A 21,639-nucleotide genomic window follows, 5' to 3' on the forward strand; every position below is an offset into this window, starting at 1 on the left:
GGAGTTTGTCGATGAAAAAATTTGAAAATGATGTACAAAAAATAAAATATAAAGTGTTAAAAGAAGTTGCCAGTCTTGCCTTTAAAGGAACCTTACAAGAAGAGATGCAAGAAATCCCTGATAGGATCATAGAAGGAAACAAGGCGAGATTTCGCTGCTGTATTTATAAGGAAAAAGCCATTATCGAAGAACGAGTAAAACTTGCCCTAGGAGGGCAGAAAAAGGAGAATAAATGGGTAGAAGTTATAGACATTGCTTGTGACGAATGCCCCATTGACCGCTTTACAGTTACTGAAGCCTGCAGGGGATGTTTAGCCCATCATTGTCAAGAGGTGTGTCCTGCTAATGCTATCATTATTATTGATCAAAGGTCTTATATTAATCAAGAAAAATGTATAGAATGTGGCCGATGTAAAAAATCTTGTCCCTATGATGCCATCTCTGAGAGGGTAAGACCTTGTAACAAAGCCTGTGGAGTAGGGGCCATTACCATTGATGAAAAAAGAAAAGCCTCTATTGACTATGATAAATGTATACAATGTGGAGCCTGTGTATATCGATGCCCCTTTGGTGCCATTGAAGACAGATCTTCTATAGTAGATGTAGTGGAAAAATTAAGAAATAAAAAAAAGCAAGTATTTGCACTCGTTGCGCCAGCCATTTCCAGCCAATTTCCGCCAGCTAAGATCGGTCAGGTGGTAACTGCCATCAAAAAGCTAGGCTTCCATGACGTAATAGAAGTAGCCCTCGGGGCAGACATTGTAGCCTATGAGGAAAGCAAAGAATTTGCAACAACTATTGAAGATAGAGGCACCCTTACCACCTCCTGCTGCCCATCCTTTGTGGAACTTATTTATAAAAATTATCCAACCCTTACAAAGCACATATCCACTACCGTATCTCCCATGGTTGCCATAGGCAGGATGGTAAAAAATATGCATCCCCATAGTGAGGTAGTATTTTTTGGTCCCTGCATTGCTAAAAAAATGGAGGCACAAAAAGAGGATGTAAAAGATGCTATAGATTATGTCCTAACCTTTGAAGAATTAAATGCTCTTTTGGATGGTGCTGGAATTGACATCGAAGAGTGTGACGAAGATTCCTTAGATAATGCTTCCTATTATGGGAGGATTTTTGCTAGAAGTGGAGGAGTCTCCCAAGCTTTGGAACAGGCATTGGCAGAACAAAATTTACAGGAAGAATTAAGGGCCATACAATGCCAAGGTGTAGACGAATGTAATAAAGCATTGAAAATATTAAAGGCTGGTAAGTTAGAGCATAATGTGATTGAAGGAATGATCTGCCAAGGAGGTTGTATTGGGGGCCCGTCTTCTTTAACCCATAAACCAAAGGATAAAAATGAAGTAGATAAATATGCAAAATTAGCAATGGAGAAAAGTCCCCTAAGTGCCTTGAGGATTTTTGATCTAGAGAATATCCACCTTCATAGAAATCATAATGAAGAGGAGAAATAATTAAATTTGGATAAATTCCATTAATTGATTATAATTGCTTTATGAAATATACAAGGGAAACCTATTTCATAAAGCAATTTTTAATTTGGCAAGGGTAAAAAAGGGTAAAGATAGTTTTACAGTATATAATAAATATCTAGGATAAAGATTTTAAAACTTAACGATAATTGGATGTGAGAGATATGAAGGAGAATCACCATAGATTAGTATATAAAGTAGATTTAAAATATGATGGCATGAAAATTAAAGAAATACTCAGGGAGGAACTTTCCCTATCTACTAGGCTATTAAAAAGTATAAAGGACAATGGATATATCCTATTAAATCATGAAAAAACAAAATGGTTTAAATCAGCTTATGAGGGAGATACTATACTGATAGAAATGGGGGAGGAAAACATAGATGCAGCACCTGCCCCCATACCTTTAGATATTGTATATGAGGATGAAGATGTCCTATTGGTCAATAAACAGTCGGGTTTAGTGGCCCACCCCACTAAAGGCCATATTTATGATACCTTAGCCAATGGCATTGCCCATCATTGGACAGAAAAGGGTATATCCTGTAAAATTCGTTTTGTCAATCGTATTGATATGGACACTTCGGGCATAATCCTCATTGCAAAAAATAAGTTTGCCCATCAAAACATACAAAGACAAATGGAAGAAAATAAGGTGGAAAAAGTATATTGGGCCTTTGTAGAAGGCAAATTAGGGGATAAACAAGGGGTTATTCATGCACCCATAGGCTTGGCGTCAGAAGAGGATATTCGAAGAACTGTATTAGAGAATGGCCGTCCCTCTATAACCCATTACCAAGTAATTCAAGAATATAAAAATGCATCTTTAGTGGAACTAAAATTAGAAACTGGAAGAACCCATCAGATAAGGGTACACATGAAATATATTGGACATCCTCTTCTAGGAGATTCCCTATACAATCCTGAAGCTTCAAAATATATTCATAGACAGGCTCTTCATGCTAGAGAGATAGGTTTTACTTTACCGAGAAAGAAAGTTTATAAGAAATTCTCTGCTCCTTTGCCAGAGGATATGGAATATCTAAGAAAGTGTTTAGAGCAAAATTAGATATTTTTAAAATTCGATATTTAATCCAAATTATAGAAGTCAATCATTTGGAACATAATATAAAGAGCAATCTGAATTATAAATAAAAACATAGAACTAGAAAGAAGATAGAAGATAAAGGGTAAACACACCTACTAACTTCTACTATTTATCTATAGTGAAAAGGAGAAAAAAGTGAAAACAATAAAGCTTTTAGGGATTTTATTTATCTTAACCATTCTATTGTCTTCATGTTCAGGAGGAAAACTTAATATCTCCTCTTATGAATATCAACCCAAGATGAAAAGTCAAATATTTTCCTCTGATGAACAACTCATAGGGGAAGTATATAATGAAAATAGAACCTATGTTCAATTAGAAAAGATACCCAAGGATCTTCAAAAGGCCATTGTAGCTGTGGAAGATTCTAGATTTTATAAACACAGTGGTTTTGATATAATCAGAATAGTAAAAGCAGTTATGGTGGATATAAAAAGTGGACAATTAAAGGAAGGAGCTAGTACCATTACCCAACAGCTAGCAAAAAATCTTTTCTTGACCAATGAAAAATCCTTTGTGAGAAAATTCAAAGAGTTAATTTATTCCATACAACTAGAGAGAAAATACACCAAGGATGAAATACTAGAAATGTATTTAAATGAGATCTACTTAGGTCAATTGATCTATGGGGTTCAGGAGGCTAGCACTAGATACTTGGGAAAAGATGTTTGGGATTTATCTTTGGCGGAAAGCGCTTTTATTGCAGGATTACCCCAAGCACCCAGTGCCTATGATCCTACTAAACATTTCGAAAGGGCAAAAAAGCGTCAGGAAGTGGTGCTAAATCGAATGGCAGCTAATGAAGATATCACTCAAACTCAGGCTGATACAGCTAAAAAAGAAGAAATAACCATCATTGAGTCTAAAGATAGAGGTTTCAAAGGAAAATACAAAAATGGGGATGAACATTTTGTCAATCAAGTCATCAACCAATTGATTTCCCATTTTTCCAAAGAAATAGAAATGAGAGAAAAGGTAGATAGTCAGGAAGCCAGAGAAATGGCAGAATATCAAATAAACAACGGTGGATATAAAATCCATACCACTTTAAAACAATCTCTACAGGATCAAGCCATTGCCGCTATCCAACAAGGCCTAAAAAACTATGGACTTGGAGAGCATGCCAATGGAGTAATGGTATCTATAGAGCCCAACACAGGGCGTGTGCTGAGCTACTACGGAGGGCTAAGGGATATAGATATGGCAAAAAAAGCCCGTCAACCAGGTTCGACCATTAAACCCCTATATTTTGCAGGAGCGATCAATGATGGGACCATTAATGACCATACCATTGTACTCGATGAACCCACAAATTTTAATGGTTATGAGCCTAAAAACTTTGGGGATAAATATATGGGCTATGTAACCACTAGGGAAGCCTTAGTACATTCTTTAAATAATGCCTCTGTAAAGGTAATGGATTATATGGGCGTGGAAAGTGCCATAGAATACCTTCAGAAATTTGGAATGTCCCACCTAGTGCAAGAGGATAGACAACTAGCTACTGCTCTAGGGGGAATGACTCAGGGGATTACACCTATAGAACTTGCCAATGCCTATGGAGTACTTGCCAATGACGGAGTTTATAAAGAAGCCTATTTTATTGAAAAAGTGGAAGATCTTCATGGAAATATCATCTACTCCAAGGAAGAGCAAAACTTAGAGACCAGACAGGTTTTATCTGTAGATACAGCAGCTCAAGTAACGGACATGCTTACAGATGTAGTCAATAGAGGAACAGCCCAAAGGGCAAGGCTACCCTATTATACAGCGGGAAAAACAGGCACCACAGATTCCAAAAAAGATTTATGGTTTGTAGGATATTTGGATAATTTAGTCACTTCAGTCTGGTTAGGCAATGAGGACAATCAGGCTCTGCAAGGGGGAAGCAGCATAGCTGCTGATATTTATGGAAAATACAATAATAGTTTATTAAAGAATAAATTAATAGCAACCGAGGGATTGCAAGTAGTGACCACCTATGATGATACCACCCAGATCACTATAGTTCCGCCTGATAAAGATATAAACCAATTACAAAACTTGACAGAAGAAGATGTAGCAGAAATCACCATACCCACCAATGAAATATCCTATTTTGAAGATAGATTGGTGGAAAAAGTTTCTATAGATAAAGTTACAGAGATGAGATTTGTGGAAGGGCGATGTCCTGAAGAAAATAGAGAAGTAAAAATATATCTCCAGGGACAGGCGCCCCAAGAGGAATGTACTTCCCCGCATATTATAGATCGTTTTCAAGATTTCTATAATAATCTTTGGAATAAACCTGATCCATCTATGGAAAACCAAGAAAGTTTTATAAGAACTAAAAAGGCAGCTTAAACAGCTGCCTTTTTAATGGAAAAAACAATATTTACTATCTTCCTTAAAGGGATGAAACCTTTCTTTGATAAAGGGTAAAAACATGAGGATATTGATGTTCAATATTTTCACGAGTAGCCTGTACATTCTTAATTTCCCAGTCTTGTCCTATCTTAGGGAAAAAAGTATCCGCATCAAAACTATGGAAAATATGAGTAATGTACAACTTTTCTGCATAGGGCATGAATTGTTCGTAGATCGAGGCACCACCACAAATGAAAACTTCATCATCTTCATGGTCTTCTATCCATTGCAAAATCTCCTGAATACTATGGAGAACAATAGCTCCTTCTATGTCGATATTCTTCCTGGTGACAACAATATTTTGTCTATTGGGCAAAGGCCTAATAGGCAAGGACATATAAGTGTGATAACCCATGATCACGGTGTGTTTTTGAGTAACTTTTTTAAAATAAGATAAATCCGGTTTTATATGGGCCAATAGGTCATTGTTTTTCCCAATTCCATTGTTTTGATCCATAGCAACAATCATACTAATCATAGGGCACACTCCTTAAATAGCTACAGGAATTTTAATTTGTTTTCCCGCTTGATAATCTACAAGCTCAAAATCCTTTACAGTAAAATCATAAAAGTCTTTAATATCAGGATTCATTCTAAAAACAGGGGCAGGAAATTGCTCCCTTGTCATAAGCTCCCTGATCATATCAATATGTCGATCATAAATATGTGCATCAGCGATAACGTGTATCAATTTACCTACCTCAAATCCACTGACCTGAGCAAACATATGTAATAAAACCGCATACTGTACTACATTCCAATTATTCGCTACCAAGACATCGCTAGATCTTTGATTTAAAATAGCATTTAGCTTATTGCCTTCTACATTAAAAGTCATAGAGTAGGCACAGGGATAAAGATTCATTTCATGAAGATCTTGGTGAACATAGATATTGGTCATGATTCTTCTAGACATGGGATTATTTTTTAGATCAAACAATACTCGATCTACTTGATCAAACAACCCTTCTTTATACTGATGTTTTACCCCCAACTGATAGCCATAGGCCTTACCGATAGAGCCATCTTCATCAGCCCAACTATTCCATATTTTAGAATTGAGGTCATTGATATTATTACTTTTTTTCTGCCATATCCATAAAATTTCATCTATAGCACTTTTAAAAGCTGTAGGTCTTAGGGTAATAACAGGAAATTCCTTTGATAGATCATATTCATTGATGATACCAAATTTTTTAATGGTATGGGCAGGAGTACCGTCCTCCCAATGGGGCCTAACTTTTTCTCCTTCAGTACTAACCCCGTCATTTAAAATACTTTCACAAGTATGGATAAATACTCCATCAGCAATGCTCATAGTTCAAACATCCTTTCCAATAAAAGTTAAAACCGATTTCTTAAAGTGAATTGGTTTAAATACATGATACATTTTTTCACTTGAATTGACAACTATGTATAGCCATAGACAATAATAAAACTCCCCTTGTATCTAGAATGGGAGTTTTATTGGTAACATATATTTATATAATAAATTCATTCTATCCAAATATGGCTTTGACAACCATAAATCCTATGGAAGGACAAATTAGGCTACCGAGTCCGGTAAAAAAAGTTGCAACCATGGCCCCATAGGGAACCAGTTTTTCATCGGTGGCAGCAAGTCCACCGGCAACGCCACTGGTTGTTCCGATGAGTCCACCATAGACCATGGCACTGGTAGGAGTTTCTAACTTAATTATCTTTGCAATAAGAGGGGTGATAATCATAGTCAATACCGACTTCACTACTCCAGCCGCAATAGATAGGGCCACTACATCTGAGCTAGCTCCTAAGGCAGAACCGGTCACCGGTCCTACAATAAATGTTACCGCTCCGGCGCCTATAGTGGCAATATCCACTGGATTCTTATAACCAAAGAAATAGGCGATTAAGGAACCTACAATAAAGGAGAAAGTTACTCCTACTAAAAGAGAGACAATACCTGGTAAACCTGCCTTTTTAAGATTGTCAATTTTCACCCCGTAGGCTGTAGATATAATGGCATAGTCTCTGAGCATGCCTCCTCCTAAAAGGCCCATACCAGCAAAAATCGGAATATCAGCAACACCTTTACCACCTTTAGTATATACTCCTGCAATATAGGCTAAAACCAGTGCAAAAACTATGGCAATGGCAGAGCCCATTCTTTTCTGACCTATAATCCTAGAAAAACTATAGGCTATAAGTATAATAAGGGCTACTATTCCCAAAGCCCCAACTAATCCATTTTCAATGAATAAATCTGATATCATTTTCCACATACATAATCCATCCTTTCATCCTCTTATTCTACTCTTTCCCTAGTTTTGATATCAGGGGTACTAAAAACAATACCCCTATAGTGGGTATAGCTCCGGCTAGAAATGCAGCTACACCACCGTGAAAGGCTGATACAACATTTTGTATAGAGGACATAGCGACTACAATCGGTATGTACAAAGAACTAAGTAACAAGATTCCCTTTTGCGTTCTTTCATTAAAGGATTTGCCCTTACTCTCATAAAAATTTGATATCAATATCAAAAGCAACATGGCTATACCTACTCCGCCGACATTACCACCTGTTCCAATAAGCTTTCCAATTATGGTGCCCAATAATGATCCAATAAACATACATAAGGCTACCAAGCCTAATCCATATATTTCCATATAGATCCTCCTTTTGTCTTAAACTATTATGATGTTATAAATATACCTATATTTTAGGTTTATTAATCAGGCTTTATGCACTTTTTATTGTAATTGCAATATTTCATACTATTCTCCAATGAAAAAATGGATATAATTCTTTTCTATCATGTATACTTTATACCACTTATATTTTATATCATGTATAATAAAAAAATACAATATAAATTTAAAAGGAGTGAGAAGTTGATGTTTAGCAAAACTATAGGAATTATTGTAGCCATGTCAGAGGAATATAGACACTATGAAGAAATTCTAACGGAGCATAAATATAATAAACAAGATATTCTGCACAAAGGATCCTTTGAATTTCATATCTATGAAAGTGCACAGGAAATATCAAATCCATTAAGGACATACTCAAGTAAAATCGTCATTGTAAAAAGTCAAATAGGAAAGGCCAATGCAGCTATTGCTACGACCTTATTAATCCATCTATTTAACCCTAATGTTGTTTTAAATACTGGGGCAGTAGGAGGGATTAAAAAATATCTGTCTATAGGGGACCTATTAGTGGGGAAAAGTTATAAATATTGCGATGTGGACGTTACCGCTTTGGGATATAAAAAAGGACAAATGCCGGAAATGCCTGTGGAGTATCAGGGAGATGCTAGGTTATTACAGTATTGTAAAGAGATAGACCCCTCCATCTACTATGGTATGGTAGGGACTACCGATTCTTTTATTAGTGATAAAACCCAGGTGGAAGAACATGGAGTATCTTGTGTGGATATGGAATCTACCTCCATTGCCCAAACCTGTTATCATTTTGACATTCCTTTTTTGTCCATAAAGGCCATAAGTGATCAAGCCGATGGAAAAGCTCCAGAAAACTTTACAGAATTTGTGGAAGAGGCAGGGAAAAGAACAGCACAATTTGTGATAAAATTAATCCAAAAAATCAATCAAGAAAATCATTAAAATCTCCTGATATTTTAGGCTAGAATAGATTGATATGATAAGGTCAAAAGGAATCTTCATGAAAAGTGAAGACTCCTTTATTTTTTGATTAAATACTAAAATCCTTTAAAGGATTTTAAAGTTTTAATATAGAATAGAAAAAAAGAAGTGAAGAGTGTTGAAATAAAGTAAACTTGTATTAGGAGGTCTTTTATTATGGAATATACATACAAAGAATTAACTGTAGGGGATCTAGAAACATTGGTAAATAAATATATAATCTATCACAATGCTGAAGGGGGAGAATGGACATATGAATTAGCCAAGAAAAGGCTTAAACAAATATTTCTTACACCCCATTTTTATGGTATCGGACTGTATAATGAATCCCAATTATTAGGATTTGCAATAGGTTGGTTTAAACAATTTGACGATATTCAGCTTTATTATTTAGAAGAAATTCTAGTATTTAAAGAGTACCAAAATAAAGGATGGGGAAGTAAAATATTACAACAACTAGAATTTTTGGTAAAACAACAAGGAGCAGAGAAAATAAGTTTATATACAACATATGAAGATAAACACCAAAGGTACTATTCTAGGCTTGGTTATGAAAAATCTAGTTTTCTCGTTCCCATGTACAAAAAAATTTAAATTTGAGATCGGAGATTTATCAAATTGAATGAAGGAGAAAATATGCAAATTAAGAAAATACATATTATTGGGGGACCGGGAAGCGGTAAATCATATATGGCAAATTTGATTACGAGTATATTAATAATTTATTGATTAAGGATGATTGAAAAAAGAAACTTCATCAGTGGAGAATGATTAAGGAGCTATAGAATTTTTGTATTTCAAAGAAAGAGGAAAACATATACTATTGTATAGGAAATGTATGGTTAATTTCAATAGGAGGGACAAGGATGCAGGACATAGGGTTGTTGGGGATAATGATGATATTAATGATTTTCTTTTTAACCTATCTTTTCTTTGAAGAATTTAATAGAAAAAAGCGTTTGGGAAATTTAATTTTTAAAGCATCTTGGGAAAAGTCTACGAAAATATATTCTATTTTCTATGCAGTTATGTTGGTATTTTGGATGATAATATTTGTAAAGGATTGGGGTAACATCGGTCAAGAGTATTACGTTAATCCTATTTTTAATGTAGGAAGTTCAGGCTTGTTTATACTTCTTATGATTTATAATCTGCTAAGATGTTTTACTGCCCATGAAATCCGACAAAAGGGAATGACAGCTGTAGAAGGCTTTCTCTACTGGAAGGATTTAACAAGCTACAGATGGACTGCAGAGGACAAACTAGAAGGCACTTTTCAACTGAAATTCCTTTCTCTTTTAGAATGGAGGAAAAAGAAAATTATTATGATTCCCCAAGAGTTTAAAAATGAGGTTGCCAATATTTTAGATAAGTATGTTAATGCTGATCAAATTGAAAAATAATTTATTTATACTATAGAACTGCAAAAAAGAAATATCTCCGTGTAAAGAAAATGATAAAAAAGATATAGTGGTATTATTGCTGAATTTAAAAGGGGGATAAACAATATGAATGGGTTGAAGAATATGCTTTTAGGTATGGCTGTTTTATTAGTATATTCATTAGCAAAGATAGGACTAGAAATGGATGCTATTGTAATAATAGGATTAATGCTTATATTGTTCGGATATTTTCAAGAGTATTTTACCAAAGGAGATAAAAAGTAAACAAAACTCATATCTATTCTAAAGTCATATGACCATATTTTTAAAAAGGAGGTTCACATGAAAAGTATACTTATAATCTACCAGTCTAAATATGGAGCTACGAAAAAGTATGCAGAATGGTTAGCAGAGGAATTATCTTGTGACTTGATTGAAACAAAAAAGGCTACAATTGAGCAGATAAACATGTATGACGTTATTATTTTGGGAGGTGGAATATACGCAACGGGTATTGCGGGTATTTCTTTTCTTAAAAAACATTATATTAAACTAAAAGACAAGGATATTTTAGTGTTTGCAGTTGGAGCATCTCCAAGCAATGAAAAAGCAATAGCTGCGGTAAAGGAAGGTAATTTAAAAAATGAGCTTGCACATATTCCTTTTTTTTATTGTAGAGGTGCATGGAATGAAGATATTATGTCTTGGAAAGACCGCACTCTATGTAATATGCTAAAAAAAGCTGTTGCAAAGAAAGATCCAGCCACCTATGAGCCGTGGGAAAGTGCTTTGATGCAAGCAGTGGGTTCTAATTGTGATTGGACAGATAAAGAGTATATTAAACAAATCATCGCGCAGATAAAATGAGCATAGAGTGCTGTTGAACTAATGCACATTCTTCTTAAAATACCAATTAAAGAAAGCATGGGAGCTTCCTTTTCAAATAGTCTATTTATATAACATAGACTAATTTAAAAAGGGGAGGTAAGCAATGTGGATAAATTAGATAGGATAACATTGGCACTAGATATGGCAAGTTGCCTTAAAAATGGTAGAAAAAATATCTATTTATACAGGGGGGAAAATTGATTATGGAGTGGATTATAAGGGAAAGTGACAATTATATATTTCATTATTATGCTGGGTCCATTGCGGAAAAACAAATAGAGAAAATAATAAACCTACAGGAAACTTGTTTTGATTTTATTTGCTCTTGTTTAGAGGTAACCATGGAAACTAAAATCAACTACTATCTGTGCAATTCCCCTACTGAAGTTGGTGAATTTTACGGGGATAATGAACCATGTAATGCTTGTGCTAAGGAGCCAAATGAGATATATGCTGTATATAATGATCAGATAAAATGTGTAGGTTTTCATGAAGATGCCCATGTAATTTCATACAATTTAGCTATCCCTCCTCAAATATTTATGAGGGAGGGTCTGGCAATGTTTTTTGACAAGGTATCGCTGCAAATACCTAATTATGCCTGGGTAAAATTTTTTATGGATAATCATATGTATATTCGCATCGAAGAATTGATAACCAATGAAAATTTTTATCAGTATAGTGATTTAATTACCTATCCTATTGCAGGAGCATTTGCAGAATATCTTATTTTAATGTTTGGAATAGATAAATTCAAAACATTCTATTCTTCATTAAAAGAGGATAATTTTGAATCAAGTTTTCATGCAATTTTTAAAGTGCCATTTTCCATCATTGACGCAAAATTTAAAGAATATATCGACAGTATAGGGACCAATCGTACTATTTCAAATATCATACAGAAGGAATTAAAGAGTAGAAATCTTTTAAAATAATAGAAAAATATCAATAAGCATAATCCAAAGAATCAATCCAGGAGACGATTAAACCCTTATGATATTATAAGTCCAGTGATTTTGGATATTAATAACACTAACAAAAAAGTTTTTTATGCATATACTAATGTAGTATATAACGCTGTATTTAAAACTTGAATAGGAGGGACTGGATGAGTATGGAAAAAGGGGTAAAAAAAGTTTATCCAGCAGGAAGCACTACCAAAGGATTTTATTCTTTTATGGATTATGTTGTTAGACCGGATGCCAATAGATTGTTTATTCTCAAGGGAGGACCTGGAGTTGGAAAATCATTTTTCATGAAACAAATCGCCAAAGAAATGATAGATAGAGGTTATTCTACAGAAGAGTTTCATTGTGCTTCTTCTCACAATTCCTTGGACGGTATTGCGGTTCCTGAATTAAAAGTAGCCATAGTAGATGGAACGGCACCTCATGTTGTAGATCCAAAAACTCCTGGAGCTGTAGATGAAATCATCAACCTAGGGGAATATTGGGATATAGAAAAAATACAAGAAAAAAAGGAAGAAATTTTAAAGGTCAATGAAGAGTCGAAAAAATGTTTTACAAGGGTATATCAATGCCTTAAGGCATTGAACTTCTTTATTGAAGATAATGCAAAAATTTATCAGGAAGGAAGAAATGATTACAAATATTATCAGGTGGTAGAAAATTTATTGGAGGAAATTTTTAAAGGCAGGGAATCTAAGGGTAAAATGGGTTATCAAAGACATCTCTTTGGAAGTGCCATTACTCCTATAGGTGTAAATGACTACTTGCAAACAATAGTAGGAGATATGGACAATATATATTACATCCAGGGCAATTGGGGGACCGGAAGATATGGACTGCTTGCAAAGATAGCAGAAAAGGCTACTGCGATGGGGTATGACATAGAAGCATATCATACTCCCTTTAATCCTGAAATGATTGCAGATCTGATCATACCAGAATTAAATCTAGCCCTTACTACCAGTGAAAAATTTAAAGAAAAAAATGATAAAGTTATTAACCTAGATAGATTAATTGACCCTATAGTATTAGAAAAATACAAAGAAGAGTTAGAATTCAATACAAGGATGTATCAGGTATTATTAGACCAATCCATACAATATATAAACAAAGCCAAATTATCCCATGATGCACGGGAACACTTTTACAGTCCTCACATGGATTTTAAAGGTATTGATGAAAAAAGAGAAGAAGTTCTAGAGCAGATTTTAAAATATAGGGGATAAACACGAAGTATTTCTAAAAAACATGAAATATTAAGAAAATTTAAAAAACACTATTGACTTCTGATGATAAAGACATTATAATAGTTAACAATATATAAAATGCTATGACGGAGACAAAAATATCGCACTTATTTACAGAGAGTTGGGACGGGTGAAAACCAACAATAAGAAGATATAGAATATTCACTCCTGAGCAGATTTGCTAAACGATTATTCCAGTAGGCAAATCCGAAGGCCCATCGTTATAGGGGATAGGACTGTTAGGTCTGATGAGTGATGACTTTGTCATAATAAGGGTGGTACCGCGGATATAGAATCTTTCGTCCCTATAATTACAGCTATTTAGCTGTAATTATAGGGATGGAAGATTTTTTTATTTATTTTATTTATATTATAAAGGAGGAAAAATCAGTGAAAAAAATTAGTGTTATAAAATTAGTAGGTTTATTATTAGTAGGTATTTTAGCTTTAACAGGATGTGGTACAAAGGAAGATGCGCCGAGCAATAGCAATGCTTCTGGTGAAACTCTATATAGAATAGGTATTAGCCAACTCATAGAGCATCCAGCCTTAGATGATGCGAGAAAAGGTTTTGAAGATGGATTAAAAGAACTAGGGCTTAATGTAGAGATAGATTATCAAAATGCCCAGGGAGATATCCCCAATACCATGAGTATAGCCCAAAAATTTACCAAAGACAAAGTGGATCTAATTTTTGCTATAGCAACTTCGTCAGCCCAAAGTGCAAAACAAGCCACATCAGATATCCCTGTGCTATTTAGTGCAGTAACCGATCCAGTACAATCAGGGATTGTAGAAGATTGGGAAAATGTAGGAGGCAATGTTACAGGAACATCAGATAAAGTATCCACAGAAGAACAGCTAAAAATGTTTAAAGATATTGATCCTCATATCAAGAAAATAGGAATTCTATACAACACTAGTGAATCTAACTCAGAAATTCAGATAGAAGAAGTAAAAAGCATAGCCCCCCAAGTCGGTTTAGAAGTAGAGACCGTAGGTGTTAATAACGTAAACGAACTTTCTCAAGCCATAGGCTCCCTAGTCAAAAAGGTAGATGCCCTTTATATGATTACCGACAACATGGTAGCATCCTCGGTAGAATTAACATCTAAAACAGCTATAGAAAAGGAAATGATCACTGTATCTGCAGAAGAAACCCAAGTTCGAGGAGGACTTCTAGTCACCAATGGCCTTAGCTACTACGAATTAGGTAAACAAACTGCGCAAATGGCCAAGGAAATCCTAGTAGATAAAAAAGAGGTTTCCACCATACCCGTGGGATTAGCTCAAAAAACCATCACTACCTATAACGGAAAAACTCTAGAAGCATTAGGGTTAGATCCAGAAATCTCCCTATTTAAGAATGCTGTAAAAGTAGGAGAATAAGAGAAATGAATGCAGATTGGAGGATAGCCCTATGAATGCATTGCTTGAAACATCTCTAGAGCAGGGACTTATCTTTGCAGTATTGGCCATGGGAGTAGTGCTCACCTATAAAATATTAGATATTGCAGACCTTTCGGTGGAGGGGACCTTCCCCATGGGGGCTTTTGTATTTGCTAAATTCATCTCCATGGGAGTAGATCCTATTATAAGTACCCTAATGGCATTTTGCTTTGGCACATTGGCGGGTCTGCTCACCGCAACCCTTTATATCAAACTAAGAATTCAACCCTTATTGGCAGGGATACTCACCATGACCATACTTTACTCGACCAATTTAAGGATAAATGGGAAGGCCAATATTCCTCTATTTAGCCAAGGTTCTCTCTTTGATCTGGGTCCTGCTTTAGTCGTATTAGCCATTATTGTATGCTTAATAAAAATAATACTGGACCAATTTTTAAAAACAGAAACCGGCTATTTACTGATAACCACAGGGGACAACGAATCCCTTGTACGTTCCCTAGGAGCCAATAGCAACAAATATAAATTAATTGGACTGATGGTTGCCAACGGATTGGTAGGGTTAAGTGGAGCCTTGATGGCACAAATTCAAGGTTTTGCAGATATCACTATGGGTAGCTCCATCATTGTCGTTGCCCTGGCCTCCATTATCATAGGAGACAGCATTAGAAGAAGTTCCAATAAAATAAAAAATACTACTCGGGCCATATTAGGAGCAATCATCTATAAAATTATCGGTGGATTAGCCATAGAGATAGGTTTATCACCCACAGATCTCAAAGCCATAAGTGCGATAATTGTCATTATATTCATTACCTATAATAATTTTTCTGTGGACTATTTAGGGCGAAAAAGGAATAAAGGAGGCAAAGAATATGCTTAGAATTTCTAATTTATCTAAGAGCTTCAATACAGGTACGGATAATGAGATTACTATATTTAATCACTTCAACCTAGAAATAGAAAAAAATAAATGCACAGCCATAATTGGAGCCAATGGTTGTGGAAAAAGCACTCTTATGAATATGATTGGAGGCAGTATACCGGCAGACCAGGGGAGGATCCTGTTAAAGGATAGGGACATGACAGATTTAAAGGAGGAAAAACGGGCAACTTATATAGGCAGAGTCTATCAAGACCCTTCCATGGGAGTGTCTCCTTCTCTCACTATATTAGAAAATATGTCCTTAGCCGATAAAAAGGGAGAAAAATTCACCTTAAGGCGGCTAATAAAAAGAGGGAAGATACAGGGGTATATAGAAATCCTAAGGGGATTAGATTTAGGTCTAGAGAATAAATTAAACACAAAAGTAAAATTCCTCTCTGGTGGACAAAGACAATCCTTATCCCTACTGATGGCAGCCATGAAGCATCCGGATTTATTATTACTAGATGAACACACCGCAGCCCTAGATCCCAAAACTTCCCATGTCATCATGAAAAAGACAAAAGAACTTATTGAAAAGTATCACATAACAACCATAATGATCTCCCACAATATGAGAGATGCCATAGAATACTCTGACAGAATAATCATGTTGGATAAGGGGCAGATTGTTTTAGATAAATCCAGTGATAAAGTGACAGAAAAGGAATTAATTGAAATCTATAGAAAAAACCTAGCATTGGATGGAAAAATAGCCTAGTAAATTATAGAATAATGATTTTATAAGAAGAGCAGCTTTGCTGCTCTTCTTGTTGTAATAAATTATATAAGATATAGGAATATATTTCTTTGTAAAGGGTAGTAAATAGAGTAGAGTTTAAGGTAAAATATAGAGAAAAGAAGAGGTGAAAAAACTTGGAAAAACAATACAAAGAACTATTGAATAAAATAAGTGCCGGACATTATTGTGTAATGCTAAGCTATCTAGATAATAAAAATAAAACCATGATCAAGAAAGAAATCATCACTCAAAAAGATGTGGAGGGCAATGTCCATAAATTGCCCCAAGAGATTTTAGATAGGATGATTATAAGCTTAGAAACGGGCAAAATCCAAATCATGGAGGGAGGGGAGAATACTACCATTATTATAGAGCCTTTTAATTCAAAACCCCGTCTCATTGTCTTCGGAGGAGGACATATTTCAAAACCCCTCACTGAATTTGCCACTAGGGTAGGTTTTTCCGTTACCGTTGTAGATGATAGACCTTCTTTTGCCAATATTGGAAGATTTCCTGAGGTAGATGAAGTGATTTGTGATAGTTTTGAAAGTACCTTGGAAAAAATTAAATTCCGCAAAACAGATTTTGTAGCCATTGTCACCCGGGGACATAGATATGATGGGGTAATACTTAGAGAAGTAGTGAAACATGATCTTGCCTATGTGGGTATGATTGGTTCAAGGCGAAGGGTTAAGGGAATGATAAAACAATTGCTAGAGGAAGGATATGCTCAGGAAAGACTGGATAGGGTAAATGCTCCTATTGGATTGGATATTGCCGCCATAAGCCCTGATGAAATTGCCATCTCTATAGTAGCTCAAATGATTGATAGAAAAAATAGGGATAGAATAGATAAAAATGGTAAAAAGTTTACTATCTCTGAATTTGATCCTGGGGTAATAGAAAAAGTATATGAGCCGTCCCCCTTACCCAAGGCGTTAATTACAATTATTTCGGCTAAGGGCTCAGTGCCTCGAAAAGCAGGGGCTAAGATGATTGCCTATTATGATGGAAAAACCATAGGGAGTATTGGAGGAGGCTGCAGCGAAGCAGATATATTAACCAAGGCTAGGGATATTATGCTTGACAAGGGTTTTGCCATAGAGCATGTAGATATGACAGGAGATGTAGCAGAATCTGAGGGAATGGTATGCGGAGGCGTTATGGATGTCCTTATAGAAGTATTTTGATGTGTTATGGACATAGGATTACAGGCACAAGAGAGGAGAATAGATATGGCAGATATAAAATATGAGATACAAGAAAGCTTAGGGGTGATTTCCCAGTCCGGTGCAGGCTGGACTAAGGAATTAAATCTCGTTAGCTGGAACGGCAGAGAAGCCAAGTATGATATAAGAGATTGGGACCCAGAACATGAAAAAATGAGAAAGGGTATTACCCTGTCAAAAGAAGAGCTAATAGAACTAAGAAATATACTAAATAATATGGATATATAAAATCATTGATAATAAGAACCCCGATAGCTATCGGGGTTCTTATTTGATTTTAACACTATTTCTATAGATAGAATACTATGATATAAATAACTAATTTGGGGTGGATCTTATGTTTTCAGCCTTGAAAGAAATGAATTTATATCTTTATATTCCTTTTATATTGGTTTGTATTTTATTTGGAGTTTATGTTTTTTTCTACAACAGAGAATAGGACAGTTTTCTCTGAATTCCTTCCCTAAGGAAAAGAGAAGGGAAAGCCATAGATTTTTTCAGAATAATGCTTCATAAGCCTTACACTTTCCAACTCTACAAGATAAAGGCTAAGATGTTGACTTGTAGAAACAAATATTTAATAAAGGGAAGGCGAGGTAATTATTTAGAAGCTTTGATGTTTTGAAGGATGATGTAGATAAATAGATGATTATCTTTATAAGAAATGCCTCATTGCATTACAAATAAAATTTAGAGTTTTATTGGAGGTATAAGATGTATGGATTAAAGGATTTAACGAAAGTATTTCAGACAGTCAAGGAAATCACTTTTGATGATCATTCTAAGATTGTCTTCATGAGTGATTGTCATCGGGGGGATGGGAGTTGGGGAGATAATTTTTCTAAGAATCAAAATTTTTTCTTTGCTGCCTTGACCCATTATTACAATGAAGGTTATACCTATATAGAAATTGGTGATGGAGATGAACTTTGGGAGAATAAAAGATTTTCCGATATTCTAGAAATGCACAAGGATGCCTTTTGGATTTTATCTAAATTTTATCAGAAAGGTAGATTGTATTTTATTTATGGAAATCACGATATCGTCAAAAAAGATGAAAAATTTGTGAAGAAAAACTTATCTAAATACTTTGATGAAAGAAAAAACAAAGTTGCTGTTTTGTTTGATAATATAGAGATTCATGAAGGATTGGTTTTAAGACATAAAAAAACCAATAATAAGATTTTCTTAGTCCATGGGCATCAAGTGGATTTTCTAAACAGTAAGTTGTGGAGAGCAAGTAGGTTTTTGGTGAGATATTTGTGGAGACCCTTGGAGACCTATGGAATAAAAAATCCAGCAAGTCCAGCAAAAAACTATGAGAAAAGGGGAAGCATAGATAAGGCTCTTATGGAATGGGTCAAGAGGGAAAGGCATATGCTTATCGCAGGTCATACCCATAAACCTATATTTCCTGAAGTGGGTCAGTTGCCTTATTTTAATGATGGAAGTTGCGTACACCCCCGGTGTATAACCGCTATAGAGATTGAACGAGGATATATAAAACTTGTAAAATGGTCTATGAAAACAAGGGAAGATGGAAGCTTATTCATTGGGAGAGAGATTTTAGCAGGACCTGAAAAAGTCAATGATTATTTTTCCTCTAAAGAAACTGCTCAAGAGGATTTGGCCCTTATATAGGCCAATAAAACTTTTATTCCTCTTGGGCAGTTTCTTGGGTAGTTTTTGAATTTTTCATTAAAGTGGCTCTGCTGATAATATTCGAACCATATTTATTCCTTAGAGTATCCATGACTTGATCAATTTTTTCATGCTTATTCTCTTGAACTCTTTGAAAAAAACACAGCTGTTGGGAGATAGGATCCTCATCAAAGGATTTCAGGGTGATGCCAATCAAACGCACAGCTTTAGAAGGATGAATATTCTTTTTCAGTAAGGCAAAGCCTGCATTATAGATGTCCTTTGTATAACAAGTAGGGGCTACAGTAACTTGGCGGGTGATGGTTTTAAAGTCTGAATACTTTATGACAATCTGTACACTATGACCTTTTTTATTATATTTTCTAGCTGTCCTACCGATATCTTCCGAAAGTGCCATAAGAATATGCTTTAGACTTTCTAAATGGGTAATATCCTCGGGCAAAGTCATTGAGCGACCTATGGACTTTATATCTTCTATGGAATTTATCTTAACGGGTGAAAAATCCAATCCCTTAGCATACTGTTGTAGCTGGACACCAATTTTTCCAAGGGATTTATAGATATAATTGGGATCTGATTTTGCCAATTCTCCTATGGTCTTTATCCCCATGTGATAAAAATTCTCGGCGGTCTTTTCTCCTATTCCGTACATGGATCTTAGGGGAAGAGGCCACAGTTTTTTTTGTACATCCTTTTGCCAAAGTTCTGTGATGCCTAAGGGTTTTTTTATGTCAGCAGCCACCTTAGAAAGAAACTTATTTTCGGATATTCCTATAGAACACCAAAGACCAAGGTTTACCCGGATATCTTCCATAATCTTTTTTGCCGCCTCTAAAGGAGGACCAAATAATCCCCCTGTACCTGTCATATCTAGCCAGGCCTCATCAATACTATTTTTCTCTACAAGGGGACTATAATTAGACAGTAAGGCCATTAGATCATTGGACCTTTCTTGGTAAAATTCATGATCAGGGGGTACCAAAAGCATGTGAGGACATAGTTTTAAAGCCTTATGTAATACCATAGCAGTTTTTACTCCGAATTTTCTCGCCTCATAGTTAGCAGCCAAAATAATGCCAGTACGCTTTTGGGGACTACCTGCCACAGCAGCGGGTCTCCCTTGGAGTTTTGGATTTCTAGTCATTTCACAGCTTATAAAGAAGGCATTCATATCCACAAGAAATACCACTTTCTGCATAACAAATCTTCCCTTCCTTTTGCTTTGATTATATTATATCATAGTCTAATAGGGGAATGGATAAAGAAAGCATGGAGGGAAAAGCTAGGATTTATAAGCTTATTCATCAGATAAGGAAAATCCAACAAAAATTTAAGTGCCTAAGGAGGTAAGAAAATGAAGACTTTAAGATTAGAAAAAGTATTAAAATCTATGGAAGAATCTAAACTAAGTCAAATACTAGTCACAGATCCTGTTTCAATATTTTATTTGACTGGAAAGTGGATTCACCCTGGAGAAAGAATGTTAGTATTATATATAAATATCCAGGGGAATCACAAATTATTTATCAATGAGCTTTTTCCTGTGGAAGAAGAGCTGGGAGCTGAAAAAATTTGGTTTAATGATACAGACAATCCCATAGACATTCTTATCAATTACTTGGACAAAGATCATGCTCTAGGAATAGATAAAAACTGGCCAGCACATTTTTTAATATCTCTTATGGATAAAAAGGTTATCCCACAATTTATTAATGGATCTTTTATTGTAGATGATTTAAGAATGATGAAGGATCAAGAAGAGATTGAATTAATGAAAGAAGCCTCTAGATTAAATGATGAGGCCATGGGAAAATTAATTAATGAAATTTCTAATGCTCATAGTGAATTGGATATGATCGCAAGATTAGATAAAATTTATAAAAACATAGGGGCCGATGGATTTTCCTTTACGCCCATTATTGGTTACGGTGCCAATGCTGCTGACCCACACCATAACTCAGATCACACAAAATTAAAAAGAGGAGATAGTATAGTACTGGATATTGGTTGTCTTAAAAATAGCTATTGCTCTGATATGACGAGAACAGTATTTTATAAGGAAGTGTCACCCAAGGCCAAAGAAGTATATCAGGTTGTTTTAGAGGCCAATAAAAGAGGTATAGAGACAGTAAAACCTGGGGCAAAATTTTGTGATATTGATAGAGCAACAAGAAATTATATTGAAGAGGCTGGCTATGGAAAGTATTTTACCCATAGGACGGGACATTCTATAGGGATTGAGGTCCATGATAAAGGAGATGTTTCATCAACCAATACTGAAGTGTTGAAACCAGGGATGATATTCTCTATAGAGCCCGGCATCTATATTCCGGGAGAAGTGGGTGTAAGAATAGAAGATCTTGTCTTGGTAACGGAAGATGGATATGAGGTTTTAAATCATTTTAATAAGGAATTACAAGTTATCGAATAATAAAAAAACCTATTTTAGTCATTGTCCAGAGAAAAGACTAAAATAGGTTTTTTATTGGGAAATATGAAGAGATATTACTAGCTTTAGATTGAGTTTCAG

Annotated in this window: 22 protein-coding genes and 1 other annotated feature; of the genes, 17 read left to right on the top strand and 5 right to left on the bottom strand. The window is 35.2% G+C overall.

Translation table 11 applies throughout. The features are described from left to right. Positions 1 to 11: 11 nt before the first annotated feature. From NSA47_RS01720 to NSA47_RS01730, 3 genes are all read left to right on the top strand, one after another. A complete protein-coding gene (locus tag NSA47_RS01720) occupies positions 12 to 1,475 on the top strand; it encodes a 4Fe-4S dicluster domain-containing protein (protein ID WP_257529118.1) in 1,464 nt (487 codons plus the stop codon). A gap of 182 nt (positions 1,476 to 1,657) precedes the next feature. Further along, complete coding sequence (locus NSA47_RS01725) at positions 1,658 to 2,563, top strand: RluA family pseudouridine synthase (protein WP_257529119.1); 906 nt, start codon at positions 1,658 to 1,660, stop codon at positions 2,561 to 2,563. 174 nt (positions 2,564 to 2,737) lie between these two features. Further along, positions 2,738 to 4,945 (top strand): transglycosylase domain-containing protein, encoded by a 2,208-nt coding sequence (locus tag NSA47_RS01730; RefSeq protein WP_257529121.1) that lies wholly within the window; start codon positions 2,738 to 2,740, stop codon positions 4,943 to 4,945. A 43-nt stretch (positions 4,946 to 4,988) separates the two neighbouring features. Here the strand turns inward: NSA47_RS01730 and NSA47_RS01735 are convergent, their stop codons facing one another. The 4 genes from NSA47_RS01735 to NSA47_RS01750 all read right to left on the bottom strand — a co-directional run bounded on the left by NSA47_RS01735 (position 4,989) and on the right by NSA47_RS01750 (position 7,657). After that, positions 4,989 to 5,486, bottom strand: coding sequence for a dihydrofolate reductase (locus NSA47_RS01735; protein WP_257529122.1), 498 nt, complete (start codon positions 5,484 to 5,486; stop codon positions 4,989 to 4,991). A gap of 12 nt (positions 5,487 to 5,498) precedes the next feature. Further along, positions 5,499 to 6,326: a thymidylate synthase gene (gene thyA / locus NSA47_RS01740; RefSeq protein ID WP_257529123.1), complete on the bottom strand. Its 828-nt coding sequence runs from the start codon at positions 6,324 to 6,326 to the stop codon at positions 5,499 to 5,501. 181 nt (positions 6,327 to 6,507) lie between these two features. Further along, positions 6,508 to 7,269: a malonate transporter subunit MadM gene (madM, locus tag NSA47_RS01745; protein ID WP_257529124.1), complete on the bottom strand. Its 762-nt coding sequence runs from the start codon at positions 7,267 to 7,269 to the stop codon at positions 6,508 to 6,510. A 28-nt stretch (positions 7,270 to 7,297) separates the two neighbouring features. Beyond that, on the bottom strand, positions 7,298 to 7,657 hold the full coding sequence (locus tag NSA47_RS01750; protein WP_257529126.1) for a malonate transporter subunit MadL: 360 nt from the start codon (positions 7,655 to 7,657) through the stop codon (positions 7,298 to 7,300). 228 nt (positions 7,658 to 7,885) lie between these two features. On the opposite strand from NSA47_RS01750, the gene NSA47_RS01755 reads away from it, so the two are divergent. The 13 genes from NSA47_RS01755 (at position 7,886) to NSA47_RS01815 (ending at position 19,088) form a co-directional block, all read left to right on the top strand. After that, the gene (locus NSA47_RS01755; RefSeq protein ID WP_257529127.1) at positions 7,886 to 8,617 is read left to right on the top strand and encodes a 5'-methylthioadenosine/adenosylhomocysteine nucleosidase; all 732 of its coding nucleotides are present in this window, start codon (positions 7,886 to 7,888) and stop codon (positions 8,615 to 8,617) included. A 195-nt stretch (positions 8,618 to 8,812) separates the two neighbouring features. Further along, positions 8,813 to 9,250, top strand: a complete 438-nt coding sequence (locus NSA47_RS01760; protein WP_257529128.1) for a GNAT family N-acetyltransferase — start codon at positions 8,813 to 8,815, stop codon at positions 9,248 to 9,250. 272 nt (positions 9,251 to 9,522) lie between these two features. After that, a complete protein-coding gene (locus NSA47_RS01765) occupies positions 9,523 to 10,059 on the top strand; it encodes a DUF5673 domain-containing protein (protein ID WP_257529129.1) in 537 nt (178 codons plus the stop codon). Positions 10,060 to 10,164: 105 nt separating this feature from the next. Continuing rightward, complete coding sequence (locus tag NSA47_RS01770; RefSeq protein ID WP_257529130.1) at positions 10,165 to 10,323, top strand: hypothetical protein; 159 nt, start codon at positions 10,165 to 10,167, stop codon at positions 10,321 to 10,323. A gap of 57 nt (positions 10,324 to 10,380) precedes the next feature. After that, positions 10,381 to 10,905, top strand: a complete 525-nt coding sequence (locus NSA47_RS01775; protein WP_257529131.1) for a flavodoxin domain-containing protein — start codon at positions 10,381 to 10,383, stop codon at positions 10,903 to 10,905. A 224-nt stretch (positions 10,906 to 11,129) separates the two neighbouring features. Continuing rightward, positions 11,130 to 11,861 (top strand): hypothetical protein, encoded by a 732-nt coding sequence (locus NSA47_RS01780; protein ID WP_257529132.1) that lies wholly within the window; start codon positions 11,130 to 11,132, stop codon positions 11,859 to 11,861. A 173-nt stretch (positions 11,862 to 12,034) separates the two neighbouring features. After that, complete coding sequence (locus NSA47_RS01785) at positions 12,035 to 13,120, top strand: hypothetical protein (RefSeq protein WP_257529133.1); 1,086 nt, start codon at positions 12,035 to 12,037, stop codon at positions 13,118 to 13,120. 95 nt (positions 13,121 to 13,215) lie between these two features. Then, positions 13,216 to 13,451: a binding site (T-box leader), on the top strand. Positions 13,452 to 13,531: 80 nt separating this feature from the next. Next, complete coding sequence (locus tag NSA47_RS01790; RefSeq protein ID WP_257529134.1) at positions 13,532 to 14,530, top strand: ABC transporter substrate-binding protein; 999 nt, start codon at positions 13,532 to 13,534, stop codon at positions 14,528 to 14,530. Between the two features lie 31 nt (positions 14,531 to 14,561). Continuing rightward, complete coding sequence (locus NSA47_RS01795) at positions 14,562 to 15,434, top strand: ABC transporter permease (protein ID WP_257529135.1); 873 nt, start codon at positions 14,562 to 14,564, stop codon at positions 15,432 to 15,434. Next, positions 15,427 to 16,197, top strand: a complete 771-nt coding sequence (locus NSA47_RS01800) for an ABC transporter ATP-binding protein (RefSeq protein WP_257529136.1) — start codon at positions 15,427 to 15,429, stop codon at positions 16,195 to 16,197. Before NSA47_RS01795 ends, NSA47_RS01800 begins: the two co-directional genes overlap by 8 nt. Before the next feature lie 155 nt (positions 16,198 to 16,352). Beyond that, positions 16,353 to 17,408 (top strand): XdhC family protein, encoded by a 1,056-nt coding sequence (locus NSA47_RS01805; RefSeq protein ID WP_257529137.1) that lies wholly within the window; start codon positions 16,353 to 16,355, stop codon positions 17,406 to 17,408. 45 nt (positions 17,409 to 17,453) lie between these two features. Beyond that, positions 17,454 to 17,675, top strand: a complete 222-nt coding sequence (locus NSA47_RS01810) for a YdbC family protein (RefSeq protein WP_257529141.1) — start codon at positions 17,454 to 17,456, stop codon at positions 17,673 to 17,675. A gap of 486 nt (positions 17,676 to 18,161) precedes the next feature. Continuing rightward, positions 18,162 to 19,088, top strand: a complete 927-nt coding sequence (locus tag NSA47_RS01815) for a metallophosphoesterase (RefSeq protein ID WP_257529143.1) — start codon at positions 18,162 to 18,164, stop codon at positions 19,086 to 19,088. Positions 19,089 to 19,101: 13 nt separating this feature from the next. Here NSA47_RS01815 and NSA47_RS01820 read toward each other — a convergent pair whose 3' ends face one another. After that, positions 19,102 to 20,307, bottom strand: coding sequence for a DNA polymerase IV (locus NSA47_RS01820; protein ID WP_257529144.1), 1,206 nt, complete (start codon positions 20,305 to 20,307; stop codon positions 19,102 to 19,104). A gap of 156 nt (positions 20,308 to 20,463) precedes the next feature. Between NSA47_RS01820 and NSA47_RS01825 the strand changes: the two genes are divergently transcribed. After that, complete coding sequence (locus tag NSA47_RS01825) at positions 20,464 to 21,540, top strand: M24 family metallopeptidase (protein ID WP_257529145.1); 1,077 nt, start codon at positions 20,464 to 20,466, stop codon at positions 21,538 to 21,540. The last annotated feature ends 99 nt before the right edge of the window (positions 21,541 to 21,639 follow it).

It is taken from the genome of Irregularibacter muris, from assembly GCF_024622505.1.
Classification (GTDB): domain Bacteria; phylum Bacillota; class Clostridia; order Eubacteriales; family Garciellaceae; genus Irregularibacter; species Irregularibacter muris.

Coding starts and splice junctions, on each gene's coding strand:
- NSA47_RS01725 (WP_257529119.1), top strand. CDS start 1,658: ATGAAGGAGAATCACCATAGATTAGTATATAAAGTAGATTTAAAATAT.
- NSA47_RS01825 (WP_257529145.1), top strand. CDS start 20,464: ATGAAGACTTTAAGATTAGAAAAAGTATTAAAATCTATGGAAGAATCT.
- NSA47_RS01770 (WP_257529130.1), top strand. CDS start 10,165: ATGAATGGGTTGAAGAATATGCTTTTAGGTATGGCTGTTTTATTAGTA.
- NSA47_RS01785 (WP_257529133.1), top strand. CDS start 12,035: ATGAGTATGGAAAAAGGGGTAAAAAAAGTTTATCCAGCAGGAAGCACT.
- NSA47_RS01810 (WP_257529141.1), top strand. CDS start 17,454: ATGGCAGATATAAAATATGAGATACAAGAAAGCTTAGGGGTGATTTCC.
- NSA47_RS01755 (WP_257529127.1), top strand. CDS start 7,886: ATGTTTAGCAAAACTATAGGAATTATTGTAGCCATGTCAGAGGAATAT.
- NSA47_RS01775 (WP_257529131.1), top strand. CDS start 10,381: ATGAAAAGTATACTTATAATCTACCAGTCTAAATATGGAGCTACGAAA.
- NSA47_RS01765 (WP_257529129.1), top strand. CDS start 9,523: ATGCAGGACATAGGGTTGTTGGGGATAATGATGATATTAATGATTTTC.
- NSA47_RS01750 (WP_257529126.1), bottom strand. CDS start 7,657: ATGGAAATATATGGATTAGGCTTGGTAGCCTTATGTATGTTTATTGGA.
- NSA47_RS01780 (WP_257529132.1), top strand. CDS start 11,130: ATGGAGTGGATTATAAGGGAAAGTGACAATTATATATTTCATTATTAT.
- NSA47_RS01815 (WP_257529143.1), top strand. CDS start 18,162: ATGTATGGATTAAAGGATTTAACGAAAGTATTTCAGACAGTCAAGGAA.
- NSA47_RS01820 (WP_257529144.1), bottom strand. CDS start 20,307: ATGCAGAAAGTGGTATTTCTTGTGGATATGAATGCCTTCTTTATAAGC.
- madM (WP_257529124.1), bottom strand. CDS start 7,269: ATGTGGAAAATGATATCAGATTTATTCATTGAAAATGGATTAGTTGGG.
- NSA47_RS01795 (WP_257529135.1), top strand. CDS start 14,562: ATGAATGCATTGCTTGAAACATCTCTAGAGCAGGGACTTATCTTTGCA.
- NSA47_RS01720 (WP_257529118.1), top strand. CDS start 12: ATGAAAAAATTTGAAAATGATGTACAAAAAATAAAATATAAAGTGTTA.
- NSA47_RS01760 (WP_257529128.1), top strand. CDS start 8,813: ATGGAATATACATACAAAGAATTAACTGTAGGGGATCTAGAAACATTG.
- NSA47_RS01800 (WP_257529136.1), top strand. CDS start 15,427: ATGCTTAGAATTTCTAATTTATCTAAGAGCTTCAATACAGGTACGGAT.
- thyA (WP_257529123.1), bottom strand. CDS start 6,326: ATGAGCATTGCTGATGGAGTATTTATCCATACTTGTGAAAGTATTTTA.
- NSA47_RS01735 (WP_257529122.1), bottom strand. CDS start 5,486: ATGATTAGTATGATTGTTGCTATGGATCAAAACAATGGAATTGGGAAA.